The organism is Burkholderia cenocepacia (genome assembly GCF_014211915.1).
Lineage (GTDB): Bacteria > Pseudomonadota > Gammaproteobacteria > Burkholderiales > Burkholderiaceae > Burkholderia > Burkholderia orbicola.
Window position 1 is genome coordinate 178,423 of record NZ_CP060039.1, and the last position, 15,040, is coordinate 193,462.

Genomic DNA, 15,040 nt, shown 5'->3' on the forward strand with positions numbered 1-15,040 from the left:
CTTCCTCGCTACTGCGTCAGTTACTGCATCAGTGGGTGGACAGCCACCACTGCTTGATCACGACACCCACGAAAAAAACGGCGGCGATGACGAGCAGGGTGAGGCCGAGCCGCTTGTTGCCCGCGCGGATCTGCTCGGGCGTTCGTCTTTCTCGTGGATTCCGGGTCATCTGAAACTTCGCTGAAACTTCCGTTCCGCGCCCGCCGCGCCTGCCTGCGCGGCAGGCAGCGGCGGAACGCTCGGTGAAACTTATTCGACGTGCGGCGGTTGCTCGAACGTGTGGAACGGAGCCGGGCTCGGTACCGTCCACTCGAGGCCCGTCGCGCCATCCCACGGCTTGTCCGACGCCTTTTCCAGCTCGCCGCCGCCACGGTAGGCCGGCAGCGCGACCGCGAACAGGAAGTACACCTGCGCGAGGCCGAAGCCGAATGCGCCGATCGTCGCCACCTGGTTGAAGTCCGTGAACTGCGCCGGGTAATCCGCATAGCGGCGCGGCATGCCCGCGAGACCGACGAAGTGCATCGGGAAGAACGTCAGGTTGAAGAAGATCATCGACGCCCAGAAGTGGATCTTGCCGCGCGTCTCGTTGTACATCCAGCCCGTCCACTTCGGCGCCCAGTAGTACCAGCCCGAGAACAGCGCGAACAGCGAGCCGGCCACCAGCACGTAGTGGAAGTGCGCGACCACGAAGTAGGTGCCGTGATACTGGATGTCGAGCGGCGCCATCGCGAGCATCAGGCCCGTCAGGCCGCCGAACGTGAACACGAACAGGAAGCCGATCGCGAACAGCATCGGGGTTTCGAACGTCATCGAGCCGCGCCACATCGTCGCGAGCCAGTTGAACACCTTCACGCCCGTCGGCACCGCGATCAGCATCGTCGCGTACATGAAGAACAGCTGGCCGGTGACCGGCATGCCCGTGGCGAACATGTGGTGCGCCCAGACCATGAACGACAGGATCGCGATCGATGCCGTCGCGTACACCATCGAGCTGTAGCCGAACAGCGTCTTGCGTGCGAACGCCGGGATCACCTGCGACACGATCCCGAACGCCGGCAGAATCATGATGTACACCTCGGGGTGGCCGAAGAACCAGAAGATGTGCTGGTACATCACCGGGTCGCCGCCGCCTGCCGCGTTGAAGAACGACGTGCCGAAGTGGCGATCGAACAGCACCATCGTGATCGCGCCCGCCAGAACCGGCATCACGGCGATCAGCAGGTACGCGGTGATCAGCCACGTCCACGCGAACATCGGCATCTTCATCAGCGTCATGCCCGGTGCGCGCATGTTCAGGATCGTCACGACGATGTTGATCCCGCCCATGATCGACGATGCGCCCATGATGTGGACCGCGAAGATCGCGAAGTCCATGCCCGGGCCCATCTGCGTCGACAGCGGTGCGTACAGCGTCCAGCCGGCAGCCGTCGCGCCGCCCGGCGCGAAGAACGAACCGACCAGCAGCACGGCCGCGACCGGCAGCAGCCAGAAGCTGAAGTTGTTCATCCGCGCGAACGCCATGTCGGATGCGCCGATCTGCAGCGGAATCATCCAGTTCGCGAAGCCGACGAACGCCGGCATGATCGCGCCGAACACCATGATCAGGCCGTGCATCGTCGTGAGTTCGTTGAAGAACTCCGGACGCATGATCTGCAGGCCCGGCTCGAACAGCTCGGCACGGATGCCGAGCGCCATCACGCCGCCCGACAGGAACATGATGAACGAGAACAGCAGGTACAGCGTACCGATGTCCTTGTGGTTGGTGGCGAACAGCCAGCGACGCCAGCCGTGCGGGGCTTCGTGCGCGTGGTCGTCGTGCGCGTGGTCCGCGGCTACGTCGTGCCCGATGCTAGACATGAGAATCTCCTAATGCGAATACGTCGACTAACTCAGCGACACGTCAAGCCGCCGGGCCGATCTCGACACGCCGGGCTTCCTTCGCGTCAGCCCCGCCCGTGATCGTTTCCGGCTTTTTGAGAATAATGTGGTCTTCCGCCACGCCTGCTGCCTTCAGCGCATCGCGCACGGCCTGCGCGCGATGCTTCGCCAGTTCGGCGTTCGCGTCGGCCGAGCCCGTCTTGTCGGTGAAGCCCGACAGCGCGAGCTTCGCGTCCGGATGTGCCTTCGCATAGTCGGCCGCGGCGGCGATCGCCGCCTTCGCGTCGGCCGGCAGCACGCTCTTGCCCGTCTCGAAGTAGATCGTCGACAGCGCGGCCGATGCCGCTGCCGCCGGCTGCTCGGCGCCCGACGCGGCTTGCGCCGGTGCCGAAGCCGCTTCTGCCGGGGCCGCTGCCGTTGCCGCGCCCGCCGTGTCTTCCGGCAGCTTGCCGTTGCGTGCGTCAGCCACTTGCTTCGGCTGCAGCAGGTCGTTCTTGTGGTTGCCCCACGAGTTGCGTTCGTACGTGACGACCGAAGCGATGTCGAGGTCCGACAGCGACGCCCACGACGGCATCGCGCCCTTGCCGTGCAGCACGCGCTCGACGTGCGCGGCGATCGGGCCGTTCACGATCGGGCTGCCGTCCATCGCCGGGAACGCGCCGAGGCCCTTGCCGTTCACCTGGTGGCAGGCCGCGCAGTTCGCCTTGTAGACTTCCTCGCCGTGCGCGACGAGTTCGGCCATCGTGTAGACCTTGTTCGGGTCGACCGCCGCGCTGGCCAGCTTCGCCTTCTGCGCGGTGACCCACTTCGCGTAGTCGTCGTCCGACAGGACTTCGACGACGACCGGCATGTACGCATGCTCCTTGCCGCACAACTCGGTACAGAAACCGCGGAACGTGCCGACCTTGTCGGCCTTGAACCACGTGTCGCGCACGAAGCCGGGAATCGCATCCTGCTTCACGCCGAACGCGGGCACGTACCACGAGTGGACGACGTCGTTCGCGGTCGTGATGATGCGAATCTTCTTGTTGACCGGCACGACGAGCGGGTTGTCGACTTCCTGCAGATAGGTGTCGGTGATCGGCTTCTTGCCCATCACTTCGTCGCGCGGGGTGGTCAGCGTCGACAGGAAGCCGATGCCCTCGCCCGGGCCCTTCACGTAGTCGTAGCCCCACTTCCACTGGTAACCGGTGACCTTGATCGTGAGATCGGCGTTCGTCGTGTCCTTCATCGCGACGACGGCCTTCGTCGCCGGCAGCGCCATCAGCACGACGATCACGAACGGCACGATCGTCCAGATGATCTCGACGGTCGTGCTTTCATGGAAATTGGCGGCCTTGTGGCCCTTGGATTTGCGGTGCGCAAAGATCGAATAGAACATCACGCCGAACACGCCGACGAAGATCACCGTACACAGGATCAGCATCATCGTGTGGAGATCGTAGAGCTCCTCGGCGATCTTCGTGACAGGCGGCTGAAAGTTGATCTCGTTGACACGGGGGCCGCCCGGGCTATCACCGACCGCCAGGGCCGCACCGGCAAAGAGCAATCCGCTGCATGCCAGCACGCCCGTGAGGGCTCGCTTGATTGTTTTCATAGCATCCTTACCCAAAATTTCCATTCAAACCCTCCCCCGTCGCAAGCCACCAGCCTCGTCCGGCCAATGACCGCGCCTCGTCAGCCGCAGCGCCTGAGCGACACGCGCAGCTCGTCGGCGAACTGCGCACGCTTGTACTGCGCGAGATGCTGCCCGATTACGACGGTCTGCCCGCGCGATACCAGCCGAATCGGATCGCGTGGCGTCGCACCCGGCTCGACCCGCACCCAGCGCGGGTTGAATTCGATCTGCGTGAGCCGCTCCGCATCCATCCGCTCGATCACGAGCCGGTGCGGAAACAGCCTGATGCGCTCGTAATCGACCGCGTGGCGAGCATAGATCGCAAATGCGACACCCACCGCCAGCAACTCGATTCCGGTAAAGGGCATGACGAGCCAGACCCCTCTCCACAACAGCAACGCCGCGATCGCCAGCGAGAAGCCCGCCAGCGACGCGTAAAACAGCACGAACTGGCGTGGCGACACCGAACAGTTGCGTTTCATGAGCCAGTCTTCGAGGACCGGTTCGCTGTCCGCCGTCTCCGCCAAAACCCTCGCTACTTCCATCGCCGCCTCACGCGAATGGCATGCGATGCATGCCTGCATCGGACTCGTCGCCCCGTATTGCGGGGACCCCGGGACGACAAGCTGACGCATTATAGGCGGGTTCAATGGCATCCACAAGCAAGCGCCTATCGCCCGCCAAGCCAAGCGCGACAAGCTTTCCGGCCGTTTTGGCCGCCAATTCGACCCCGCTTTGCGCCGCTAATTTCAGACATAACAAAACCCCTCTTTACCGCTTTACCGATTCTTCGGACGCCCCTTGCCGATGTCCTCGATGCGCACGATGCCGTGCCCTTCGGCGGTCGTGCGCGGCACGGCCTTCCACGCGTGGCCGTAGATCACCTCGAACGTCAGCGGAATCGTGCCGTCCTCGCGCCGGCGCGCGTCCAGCGCGTCGCCGAGCGCCACGCGAAAGCGCCGCGTCGCGTGTTGCGGCGTCACCCGCTCGAACGGATAGGCGCCCCAGCGGCGCACGTCGGCCAGCAGGGAATCGGGGGACTTGTAGGTGACGGTCAGCACTTCCTGGTCCATCACGGGAATCTCGAAGCCGCTCTCGACCAGCATGTCGCCGAGGTCGTGCATGTCGACGAAATCGATCACGCGCACGGCGGGCGGGGCGATGCCGAGCGCCGCTTCGGCGTCCGCGCAGGCCGCGCGCAGTTCGCGCAGCGTGTCGGGGCCGAGCGTGCTGAACATCAGCAGCCCGTTCACGCGCAGCACGCGCTGCCATTCGGGGAAGACGGTATCGGGACGCGAATGCCAGTGAAGCGCGAGATTCGACCAGATCAGGTCGAACGCGCCGCCCGGGAACGGCAGCGCGGCAAAGTCGGCCTGCGCGACGCGCGGGCCGCGCTGGCCCAGCGCCCGGCCGAGCGACGCCGGCAGCCAGCGGCGCCAGGTGGTCTGCTCGACTTCCCGCTGACCGGCCCGCGCGAGCATCGCGCCGGACAGGTCCACGCCGAACACCGGCGCTTCCGGAAAGCGCGCGCGCAGCGCCGGCAGGTCGTCGCCCGGGCCGCAGCCCGCATCGAGCACGGCCGCGGGACTCACCTTGATGTATTCGAGGCGCTCGTTCATCCGCTGCGCGATCTCGCGCGGCAGGAACGCAACCGCATCGAACGTGGCGGCACGGCGATCGAAGATCCGCCGCAGGCGCCTGGTGTCATTGGCCGGACGGCCGGTTGAAGTCGAAGCTGGGGACATGTCGGGCACACTGGCGAAGAGCCCGAAGTATACTCGCTCGCCTCGCAAGCTTCATTGAGGCGGCGTGCCAGGAGTGTTGCGATGGTCCGCGGTTCCGCCGAGCGCACGTTGCGCGTCGTTTTGTCGCAGGTTCGAACGCTGGCCGTGCGCGTCGCCGCGGTCATGTTGCCGAATCGCTGCGCGTTGTGCGGCAATTTGTCACACGCCGTGATTTGCGGCGCCTGCGATGCCGCGTACTGGAATGAAGCGCAGCTGCGCTGCGAGGTCTGCGCGCTGCCGCTCGGTGTCGGGCACGCGCGGTCACGCGGTGGCAGTCGCAGCGGCACCGCCCGCGCGGCCGCATACCGGTGCGAAACGTGCCGCACCGCGCCGCCGCCGTTCGACGCGACGCTCGCGCTTGCCGATTACCGCGCGCCGCTCGACGGGCTCGCGCGCGGCCTGAAGTTTCACGCACGGCTCGCGCTCGGTGGTGAATTCGCAGCCCGGCTCGCACGGCTGGTCGACGATACGCGCGACGCGGGGGGCTTCGACCTCGTCGCGCCGGTGCCGCTGTCGCACCGGCGGCTCGTCGCGCGCGGCTACAACCAGGCGTGGGCGATCGCGCGTCCGCTCGCGCGCCGGCTCGGCGTGCCAGCGGAGGCAGCCTTGCTCACGCGCGTCGCCGACACCGCGCCGCAGTCGCGGCTCGACCGGCACGCACGACGCGACAACGTGATGGCGGCTTTCGCGGTGGCAGGCGGCGTCGCCGGCCGCCACATCGCGCTCGTCGACGACGTGATGACGTCCGGCGCGACGCTCGCGGCGGCCGCGCAGGCGCTGAAGGCGGCGGGCGCCGCGCGCGTGACGAATCTGGTTGCGCTGCGCACCGCCAAGGATTAATTAGATAGAGAGGCCGGCCGCCCGCATGCGGCCGTCACGAACCGGCCAGCCGGATACACGCGCGTTGCGCCGCTCCGGCCGCCCCAGCCAAACCGAAACATGTTCAACGTCGTCCTCGTCGCCCCCGAAATTCCGCCGAACACCGGCAACGTGATCCGCCTGTGTGCGAACACCGGCGCGCATCTGCACCTGATCGAGCCGCTCGGCTTTCCGCTCGACGACGCGCGGATGCGCCGCGCCGGCCTCGACTATCACGAGTATGCGCAGATGCGCGTGCACCGCGACTGGGACGCGTTCGTCGCCGCCGAAACGCCCGATCCCGCGCGGATGTTCGCGTTCACGACGCGCGGCTCGGGCCGCTTCCACGATCATGCGTTCCTGCCCGGCGACTGGTTCGTGTTCGGCTCGGAAACGCGCGGCCTGCCGGCCGAGCTGCTCGAACGCTTCCCGAACGAGCAGCGCGTGCGCCTGCCGATGCGGCCGGACAACCGCAGCCTGAACCTGTCGAACACGGTCGCGGTGGTCGTGTTCGAGGCGTGGCGCCAGGCCGGCTTCGAAGGCGGCGCCTGACACGCGCCGGGCGTAGCCCGCGGCGAAGGCGTCAGGTTCGTGCGAGCCGCGCGCGGTACAGGTCGTAGATGTCGGGGGAAAAGCACGCGAACACCACGCGTGCGAGGTTCGGCGCCTGCGCGAGCATCTCGACGACGGTGCCGACCGCGATGTCGACGGCGGCTTCGGCCGGATAGCGGTAGACGCCGCAACTGATCGCCGGGAACGCGATCGACGTCGCGGCAACCTCCTCGGCCAGCTCGATCGCGCGCCGGTAGCACGACGCGAGCAGCTCGGCCTCGCCGCGCGCGCCGCCGTACCAGACCGGCCCGACCGCGTGGATCACGTAGCGCGCCGGCAACCCGTGGCCGCGCGTGAGCTTCGCGTCGCCGGTGTCGCACCCGCCGAGCGTGCGGCATTCGGCGAGCAGGCCGGGGCCGGCCGCGCGGTGAATCGCGCCGTCGACGCCGCCCCCGCCAAGCAGCGAACCGTTCGCGGCGTTGACGATCGCATCGACATCGAGCGTCGTGATGTCGACGACCTGCGCATCGAGCGTGGTGGAATGGATCTGCAGCATGACAACCTCGCGAACCGCCGAAGACCGTTCAAGCGTAGTCCGCTTTGGCGCCGCGCGCCCGGCGCGACCGTGCCGGGCGAACCCGGCCCGTGCTACTCGGCGCGTGCGTCGCGGCGCAGCAGGCCGCTGACGGCGTCGCGCGGTGCGATGCCATCGAACAGCACGCCGCACACGGCTTGCGTGATCGGCATGTCGATCGATTGCGCGCGCGCGAGCGCCAGCACGGCCTGCGCGCAGCGCACGCCTTCGGCCACGTGGCCGAGCGCGCCGAGGATGTCGTTCAGCGTGCGGCCGGCCGCCAGTTGCAGCCCGACCGTGCGATTGCGCGACAGGTCGCCCGTCGCGGTGAGGATCAGGTCGCCGAGGCCCGTGAGGCCCGTGAAGGTTTCCGCGCGGCCGCCGAGCGCCACGCCGAGCCGCGACATTTCGGCGAGGCCGCGCGTGATCAGCGCGGCACGCGCGTTCAGCCCGAGGCCGAGGCCGTCGGAAATGCCGGTCGCGATCGCCAGCACGTTCTTCACCGCGCCGCCGACCTCGACGCCGACCACGTCGTCGCCCGTATAGATCCGCATCGCGCCGTGGTGGAACGCGGCGAGCGTGCGCTCGCGGCATTCGGCCGACACGCTGGCCACCGTCAACGCGACGGGCAGCGACTGTCCGACCTCGCGCGCGAAGCTCGGGCCCGACAGCACGCCGTTGCTCTGCTGTTCGGGCAGTTCGGCCACGATCACCTGATGCGGCAGCAGATGCGTGTCGGCCTCGAAGCCCTTGCAGACCCAGACGACGTGCGCAGGCACGCAGCCGGCGTCACGCATCGCGTGACACAGCGTGCGCAGCCCGGCCACCGGCGCGGCGATCACGCACAGCGCATCGTCCGCGGCGCCATGCGCGAGCGCGGCGCCGAGATCGGCGTCGTAGCGCAGCGCGTCAGGCAGCGCGATGCCGTCCAGATAGCGGGAATTTTCGTGCCGGGCCTGCAGCCCGGCAATGAGCGCGGCGTCGCGCGCCCACAGAAGCGTATCGTGCCGCGCGGCCAGATGGCCCGCGAGCGCGGTGCCCCAGGCACCGGCGCCGAGAACGGCTACTTTCATACCCAGCACCGGTCCGGAGTGAAACGTCAGTTCAGCGTCGTGCCATTCGGCGCGCCGTTCGGTGCGCCTGCTGCGGCGCCGGCTTGCTGCTGAAGCTGCGCGAGACGCTGCTCGTACAGCGCCTGGAAGTTGATTTCCGCAAGGTGGATCGGCGGGAAGCCGGCGCGCGTGATCGCGTCGGCGATGTTCGAGCGCAGGTACGGGAACAGGATCGTCGGGCATGCGATGCCGACGAGCGGGTCGAGCTGTTCGTCCGGAATGTTGCGGATGTCGAAAATGCCGGCCTGCTTCGCTTCGATCAGGAATGCGACCTTGTCCTTCACCTTCGCGGTGACGGTACCCGACACGACGACTTCGAACACGCTTTCCGCGAGACGGTCGGCCTTGACGTCGACTTCGACTTCAACCGACGGCATGTCCTGCTCGAGGAAGATCGCCGGCGAATTCGGCTGCTCGAGCGACATATCCTTCAGGTAGACGCGCTGGATGTTGAAGAACGGTTGGTTTTCGACGTCGGACATGGTGTTTCCCTAAAAGTGGTGACGGGGCGGCCCGGCTGTTCGCCGGCCGCCACGGATGAATCCTGCGCGCCCGACCCGCGGCGCGGCCGGCGGCCATTCTGCCCTAATCAGGCCGCTTGCAGAAGCGGCACGAGGCCGCCTTCGCGGTCGAGCTTCGACAGATCGTCGTAGCCGCCGACGTGCGTGTCGCCGATATAGATCTGCGGCACCGTGCGGCGCCCCGTGCGCGTCATCATTTCCTCGCGGCGGGCCGGATCGCGATCGATCAGCACCTTTTCGATCTGCTCGACGCCGCGCAGCTTCAGCAGGCGCTCGGCCTGCATGCAATACGGACACACCTGCGTGCTGTACATCAAAACCTTGTTCACTTCGCCACTCCTTGTTTGACGACCGGCATCCCGGCCTGCTGCCAGGCGGCCACGCCGCCTTCGAGCACGTGCACCTCGGCGTAGCCCGCCGCCTCGACCTCGCGTGCCGCCTTCTGCGACTGCTGGCCATTCTGGCAGACGAGCAGCACCGGGGTGCTCTTGTTCTTCGCGACCTGCGCAATTTTCGCGCCGATCTCGCCCGCCGCGACCTGGCGCGCCGACGGCAGGTGGCCGGCGGCGAAATCGGAGGCGGCACGCAGGTCGATCACGACCGCGTTGCGGCGATTGATGAGCTGCGTCGCTTCCGCAGCCGACAGCCCGCCGCGGCCGCGGCGCAGGGCCGGCCATGCCAGCAGGCCGCCGGAAACCAGCAGGATCGCGATAAGGGCCAGGTTCGTGTAATTGGTAAAGAACGTCACGGAATGCCGCCGGAAAAAGAGAAATCGGATGAGGACAATCCGACCATTATAAAATAACCGTCTTGCGCGATGTCGGGCCCCGGTTCGGTCCCGTGCGGCGCGCCCCGCTTCCCATCACTACCGACCGCAAGATCCATGTACAAACTCGTTCTCATCCGCCACGGCGAATCGACGTGGAACAAGGAAAACCGCTTCACCGGCTGGGTCGACGTCGACCTGACCGAACAGGGTCGCAACGAGGCCTACCAGGCCGGCGAACTGCTCAAGGAGGCCGGCTACACGTTCGACATCGCGTACACGTCGGTGCTCAAGCGCGCGATCCGCACGCTGTGGCACGTGCAGGACAAGATGGACCTGATGTACCTGCCGGTCGTCCACTCGTGGCGCCTGAACGAGCGCCACTACGGCGCGCTGTCGGGCCTGAACAAGGCGGAAACGGCCGCGAAGTTCGGCGACGAGCAGGTGCTCGTGTGGCGCCGCAGCTACGACACGCCGCCGCCCGCGCTCGAGCCGACCGACGAGCGCGCGCCGTTCAACGACCCGCGCTATGCGAAGGTGCCGCGCGAGCAGCTGCCGCTCACCGAGTGCCTGAAGGACACGGTCGCGCGCGTGCTGCCGCTGTGGAACGAGTCGATCGCGCCGGCGGTGCGCGCCGGCAAGCAGGTGCTGATCGCCGCGCACGGCAACTCGCTGCGCGCGCTGATCAAGTACCTCGACGGCATCTCGGACAGCGACATCGTCGGCCTGAACATCCCGAACGGCGTGCCGCTCGTGTACGAACTCGACGAGAACCTGAAGCCGATCAAGCACTATTACCTCGGCGACCAGGACGCGATCGCGCAGGCGCAGGCCGCCGTCGCGAAGCAAGGCAAGGCGGGCTGACGCCCGGCGCGGCGTGCCGGGCCCCGGCCCGCACGCCGCGCGAACCTTCCCGGCCCCGCTGCGGTCGAACCCGCTTTCGAACCCCGCAGCGCGCCTGGCGGTGCCCCGCCGGGGCCTCTGCGGCCTTTTCGACGCTTTTCGCGCCGTTCCACTGAGTTATCGGACGAACAGTTATACTTGTCCGCTACATCCCCGCTACCGCCACGCGCTTCCCGACCGCACCAGACTCTCTATGCGAATGAATTTGAAGAACATCGGCCTGATTGCCGCGGGCCTCGCCACGGGCGTGTTCGCCACGCTGCAGGTTTCCGCATCGGCCGAGCAGACCGCCACGGCGCCGCTTCCCCTCGACCAGCTCCGCCTGTTCGCGGAAGTATTCGGGCAGATCAAGCGCGAGTACGTCGAACCGGTCGACGACAAGAAGCTGCTGACGGCGGCGATCAAGGGCATGGTGTCGAGCCTCGATCCGCACTCGTCGTTCCTCGACAAGACCGACTATGACGAGCTGCAGGAGCAGACGAAGGGCCGCTTCGCGGGCCTCGGCATCGAGATCTCGCAGGAAGACGGCCTCGTCAAGGTGATCTCGCCGATCGAGGATACCCCCGCGTTCCGCGCCGGCATCCGTCCGGGCGACCTGATCACGCGCATCAACGACAAGCCGGTGCGCGGCATGACGCTCGACAAGGCCGTCAAGCAGATGCGCGGCGAGCCGGGCACCAAGGTCACGCTGACGATCTTCCGCAAGAGCGACGACCGCACGTTCCCGGTCACGGTCACGCGCGCGATCATCAAGGTCCAGAGCGTGAAGATGAAGATGCTCGATCCGGGCTATGCGTATGTCCGCATCACGAGCTTCCAGGAGCGCACGACGCCCGATCTCGCGCAGAAGCTGCAGGACATCGCGCGCCAGCAGCCGAACCTGAAGGGCCTCATCCTCGACCTGCGCAACAACGGCGGCGGCCTGCTGCAGAGCGCGGTCGGCGTGGCCGGCGCGTTCCTGCCGCCCGACTCGGTCGTCGTGTCGACCAACGGCCAGATCCCCGATTCGAAGCAGGTCTACCGCGATACGTACGACAACTATCGCCTGCCGTCCTTCGACGGCGATCCGCTGAAGAACCTGCCGCCGGTCTTCAAGACCGTGCCGATGATCGTGTTGACGAACGCGTATTCGGCGTCCGCGTCGGAAATCGTCGCCGGTGCGCTGCAGGATTCGAAGCGCGCGCAGATCATGGGCAAGACGACGTTCGGCAAGGGTTCGGTGCAGACGGTCCGCCCGATGACGGCCGACACCGCGCTGCGCCTGACCACCGCGTACTACTACACGCCGAGCGGCCGTTCGATCCAGAACAAGGGCATCACGCCGGACGTGCCGGTCGATCAGTACGCGGACGGCGATCCGGACGACGTGCTCGTGACGCGCGAGGTCGACTACACGAACCACCTCGCGAACACGCAGGATCCGAACGAGAAGAAGGAACAGGAAGAGCGCGAGCAGCGCCGGATGGATCAGTTGCGCGTTCTCGAAGAGCAGAACGACAAGAAGACGCCGGAGCAGCGCCAGAAGGATCGCGATCGCAAGCCGATCGAGTTCGGCAGCGCCGACGACTTCATGATGCAGCAGGCGCTCAACAAGCTCGAAGGCAAGCCGGTCCAGGAATCGAAGTCGCTGCTCGCCGAGAGCACGGCGAAGAGCCCGGCCGCCAAGGCGGCCGCGAAGGCGTCGGGCGCCAGCGCCGCGAAGCCGGCTTCCGCACCGAAGCCGGCATCCGCGCCGAAGTAAGCGCCAGCCGGCATCCAACGGGCCATCGCGGGAAGACCGCGATGGCCCGTTTTTCATGCGCGCCTAAAATAACGAACGTCCGCCCGCCTCGCTCACGCTCCCCATGAACGACGATCAACTCCTTCGCTACTCCCGCCACATCCTCGTCGACGAGATCGGCATCGAAGCGCAGCAGCGCTTTCTCGACGCGCATGCGATCGTCGTCGGCGCGGGCGGCCTCGGCTCGCCGGCCGCGATGTATCTCGCGGCGTCGGGGGTCGGCACGCTCACGCTCGTCGACGCCGATACGGTCGATCTCACGAACCTGCAGCGGCAGATCCTGCACGTGACGGCATCGGTCGGCCGCAGCAAGGTCGAATCGGGGCGCGACGCGCTCGCGCAACTGAATCCCGAGGTGACGGTGAACGCGGTCGCGGAACGCGTCGACGACGCGTGGCTCGACGCACACGTGCCGCACGCGAGCGTCGTGCTCGATTGCACCGACAACTTCGCGACGCGGCATGCGATCAACCGCGCGTGCGTCGCGCACGGCGTGCCGCTCGTGTCGGGCGCCGCGCTGCGCTTCGACGGCCAGATCAGCACGTTCGACTTCCGCGATGCGGCCGCGCCCTGCTATGCGTGCGTGTTCCCGGAAGACCAGCCGTTCGAGGAAGTCGCGTGCTCGACGATGGGCGTGTTCGCGCCCACCGTCGGGATCATCGGCGCGATGCAGGCGGCCGAGGCGCTGCGCGTGATCGGCGGCATCGGCAAGACGCTCAACGGACGGCTGATGATGCTCGATTCGCTGCGGATGGAATGGACGACGATGAAAATCGCGCGCCAGGCCGACTGCCCCGTATGCGGGGGCCGGCACTGACGCGCGACGGGCATGCGCCGAACGCGCATGCGTGACACTTCGCTACAGTCAGCGGCGCCGAAAACGCCTACGCGGCCGCGTCCGCCCGCGGCTCGGCGACCGCCAGCCGCTGCAGCGCCGCCTGCACTTCCTCCGGCTCGAACGCGGCCAGCACGTCGGCCGTCGGCTTCTCGAGCGCCTTCAGGTGCGCGCGCAGGATCTCCTGCTTCACGACGAGCAACTGGCTCGGGTGCATCGAGAACTCGGTGAGCCCCATCCCGAGCAACAGGCGCGTGAGCGCCGGGTCGCCCGCCATCTCCCCGCACACCGACACCGACACGCCCGCGCGCTTCGCTTCGCGCAAGGTGTACGCGATCAGATGCAGCACGGCCGGATGCAGCGGGTCGTACAGGTGCGCGACCGCGTTGTCGGCGCGATCGATCGCGAGCGTGTACTGGATCAGGTCGTTCGTGCCGATCGACAGGAAATCGAAGCGCTTCAGGAACAGCGGCAACGCGATCGCCGCGGCCGGGATCTCGATCATCGCGCCAAGGCGCACGTTCGGATCGTACGCGAGCCCCGCGTCGTCGAGCTGCCGCTTCGCCTCGCGGATCAGGTCGAGCGTCTGGTCGATCTCCTGCGCGTGCGCGAGCATCGGGATCAGGATCTTCACCTGGCCGAACGCGGACGCGCGCAGGATCGCGCGCAACTGCGTGAGGAACATCTGCGGCTCGGACAGGCTCCAGCGGATCGCGCGCAGCCCGAGCGCCGGGTTCGGCGCCGTTTCGTAGCCTTCGTCGAGCGCCTCGAGCGGTTTATCGGCGCCGACGTCGATCGTGCGGATCGTCACCGGCATACCCTTCATCCACTCGACGGCCCGCTTGTACGCGGCGAACTGCTCCTCCTCTTCCGGCATCTCCTTCTCGTGCATGAACAGGAACTCGGAGCGGAACAGGCCGACGCCGACCGCGCCGGCCTCGACGGCCGCCTTCGCGTCGTCGGGCAGCTCGATGTTCGCGTACAGGTCGATCTTCGTGCCGCACAGCGTTTGCGTCGGCGAGAACTTCAGGCGCTGCAGCTTGCGTTGCTCCAGCAGCTTCTCGGACTGGCGGTACGAATATTCCTCGAGGACGATCGGCGCCGGATCGACGATCACGATGCCCTGGTCGCCGTCGACGATGATCAGGTCGTCCTGGCGGATCAGCGAACTCGCATGCTGCACGCCAACCGCGGCCGGAATGCCGAGGCTGCGCGCAACGATCGCCGTATGCGACGTGCGCCCGCCGAGATCGGTGACGAACGCCTGGAACGACTGCGTCTTGAACTGCATCATGTCGGCCGGCGCGATGTCGTGCGCGACGACGATCATGTCGTTCGTGCCGTTCCTGGCCGCGCCGTCGAGCGCCTGCGACGCGGACGGCGCACCGGCGAGCGCCTTCAGCACACGCTCGACCACCTGCTCGATGTCGGCCTTGCGCTCGCGCAGGTATTCGTCCTCGATGTCGTCGAAATGGCGCGTCAGCAGTTCGAGCTGCTCGGTCAGCGCCCATTCGACGTTGTAGCGGCGCGTGCGGATCAGGTCGATGGTTTCCTGCACGAGCATCTCGTCGCTCAGGATCATCGTGTGGACGTCGATGAATGCACCGACTTCGCTCGGGGTGTCGTCGGTCAGGTCGGCGCGCAGCGCTTCGAGCTCGCGACGCACGACGTCGAGCGCCGTGCGGAATCGCTCCACTTCGGCGTCGGTCCTGTTGGCCTCGATCAGGTAATGGGCGACGTCGAGCGCCGCCGGCGCGATCAGATACGCTCGCCCGATCGCGATACCTCGTGAGACGGGAATGCCATGCAGCGTGAAGGACACGCGCACCTCCTCTGTACAAGTAAAGCCGCGGCACACT

At 67.2% G+C, this 15,040-nt stretch carries 16 protein-coding genes; 5 read left to right on the forward strand and 11 right to left on the reverse strand.

What is annotated here, in order from left to right; all coding sequences use genetic code 11:
• Positions 1-28 precede the first annotated feature (28 nt).
• From SY91_RS00840 to SY91_RS00860, 5 genes are all read right to left on the reverse strand, one after another.
• A complete protein-coding gene (locus SY91_RS00840; protein WP_034174380.1) occupies positions 29-169 on the reverse strand; it encodes a cytochrome oxidase small assembly protein in 141 nt (46 codons plus the stop codon).
• 80 nt (positions 170-249) lie between these two features.
• Positions 250-1,857, reverse strand: coding sequence for a cytochrome c oxidase subunit I (ctaD, locus tag SY91_RS00845; protein ID WP_006477731.1), 1,608 nt, complete (start codon positions 1,855-1,857; stop codon positions 250-252).
• Between the two features lie 43 nt (positions 1,858-1,900).
• The gene (gene coxB / locus SY91_RS00850) at positions 1,901-3,499 is read right to left on the reverse strand and encodes a cytochrome c oxidase subunit II (RefSeq protein WP_006477730.1); all 1,599 of its coding nucleotides are present in this window, start codon (positions 3,497-3,499) and stop codon (positions 1,901-1,903) included.
• Positions 3,500-3,555: 56 nt separating this feature from the next.
• On the reverse strand, positions 3,556-4,080 hold the full coding sequence (locus SY91_RS00855; protein ID WP_185921007.1) for a DUF2244 domain-containing protein: 525 nt from the start codon (positions 4,078-4,080) through the stop codon (positions 3,556-3,558).
• A 195-nt stretch (positions 4,081-4,275) separates the two neighbouring features.
• A complete protein-coding gene (locus SY91_RS00860; RefSeq protein ID WP_034174379.1) occupies positions 4,276-5,241 on the reverse strand; it encodes a methyltransferase domain-containing protein in 966 nt (321 codons plus the stop codon).
• Positions 5,242-5,322: 81 nt separating this feature from the next.
• Here SY91_RS00860 and SY91_RS00865 point away from each other — a divergent pair, with 81 nt between their 5' ends.
• Both SY91_RS00865 and trmL read left to right on the forward strand, forming a co-directional pair.
• Positions 5,323-6,120, forward strand: a complete 798-nt coding sequence (locus tag SY91_RS00865) for a ComF family protein (RefSeq protein ID WP_185921008.1) — start codon at positions 5,323-5,325, stop codon at positions 6,118-6,120.
• Between the two features lie 99 nt (positions 6,121-6,219).
• The gene (gene trmL, locus SY91_RS00870) at positions 6,220-6,690 is read left to right on the forward strand and encodes a tRNA (uridine(34)/cytosine(34)/5-carboxymethylaminomethyluridine(34)-2'-O)-methyltransferase TrmL (protein ID WP_006477726.1); all 471 of its coding nucleotides are present in this window, start codon (positions 6,220-6,222) and stop codon (positions 6,688-6,690) included.
• 31 nt (positions 6,691-6,721) lie between these two features.
• Here the strand turns inward: trmL and SY91_RS00875 are convergent, their stop codons facing one another.
• The 5 genes from SY91_RS00875 to SY91_RS00895 form a co-directional block, all read right to left on the reverse strand.
• Positions 6,722-7,246: an O-acetyl-ADP-ribose deacetylase gene (locus SY91_RS00875; RefSeq protein WP_027807188.1), complete on the reverse strand. Its 525-nt coding sequence runs from the start codon at positions 7,244-7,246 to the stop codon at positions 6,722-6,724.
• A gap of 92 nt (positions 7,247-7,338) precedes the next feature.
• Complete coding sequence (locus SY91_RS00880; protein ID WP_034174378.1) at positions 7,339-8,337, reverse strand: NAD(P)H-dependent glycerol-3-phosphate dehydrogenase; 999 nt, start codon at positions 8,335-8,337, stop codon at positions 7,339-7,341.
• Positions 8,338-8,363: 26 nt separating this feature from the next.
• Positions 8,364-8,858, reverse strand: coding sequence for a protein-export chaperone SecB (secB, locus tag SY91_RS00885; protein ID WP_006477723.1), 495 nt, complete (start codon positions 8,856-8,858; stop codon positions 8,364-8,366).
• A gap of 107 nt (positions 8,859-8,965) precedes the next feature.
• The gene (grxC, locus tag SY91_RS00890) at positions 8,966-9,226 is read right to left on the reverse strand and encodes a glutaredoxin 3 (RefSeq protein WP_006477722.1); all 261 of its coding nucleotides are present in this window, start codon (positions 9,224-9,226) and stop codon (positions 8,966-8,968) included.
• A complete protein-coding gene (locus tag SY91_RS00895) occupies positions 9,223-9,645 on the reverse strand; it encodes a rhodanese-like domain-containing protein (RefSeq protein ID WP_006481558.1) in 423 nt (140 codons plus the stop codon). The genes grxC and SY91_RS00895 overlap by 4 nt, the downstream gene beginning before the upstream one ends.
• 135 nt (positions 9,646-9,780) lie before the next feature.
• Between SY91_RS00895 and gpmA the strand changes: the two genes are divergently transcribed.
• The 3 genes from gpmA (at position 9,781) to SY91_RS00910 (ending at position 13,163) form a co-directional block, all read left to right on the forward strand.
• On the forward strand, positions 9,781-10,527 hold the full coding sequence (gpmA, locus tag SY91_RS00900; RefSeq protein ID WP_012329275.1) for a 2,3-diphosphoglycerate-dependent phosphoglycerate mutase: 747 nt from the start codon (positions 9,781-9,783) through the stop codon (positions 10,525-10,527).
• 232 nt (positions 10,528-10,759) lie between these two features.
• A complete protein-coding gene (locus tag SY91_RS00905) occupies positions 10,760-12,307 on the forward strand; it encodes a S41 family peptidase (protein WP_011546283.1) in 1,548 nt (515 codons plus the stop codon).
• Between the two features lie 103 nt (positions 12,308-12,410).
• A complete protein-coding gene (locus tag SY91_RS00910; RefSeq protein WP_006487067.1) occupies positions 12,411-13,163 on the forward strand; it encodes a HesA/MoeB/ThiF family protein in 753 nt (250 codons plus the stop codon).
• Positions 13,164-13,230: 67 nt separating this feature from the next.
• Here the strand turns inward: SY91_RS00910 and ptsP are convergent, their stop codons facing one another.
• On the reverse strand, positions 13,231-15,003 hold the full coding sequence (gene ptsP / locus SY91_RS00915) for a phosphoenolpyruvate--protein phosphotransferase (protein ID WP_027807186.1): 1,773 nt from the start codon (positions 15,001-15,003) through the stop codon (positions 13,231-13,233).
• Between the last annotated feature and the right edge of the window lie 37 nt (positions 15,004-15,040).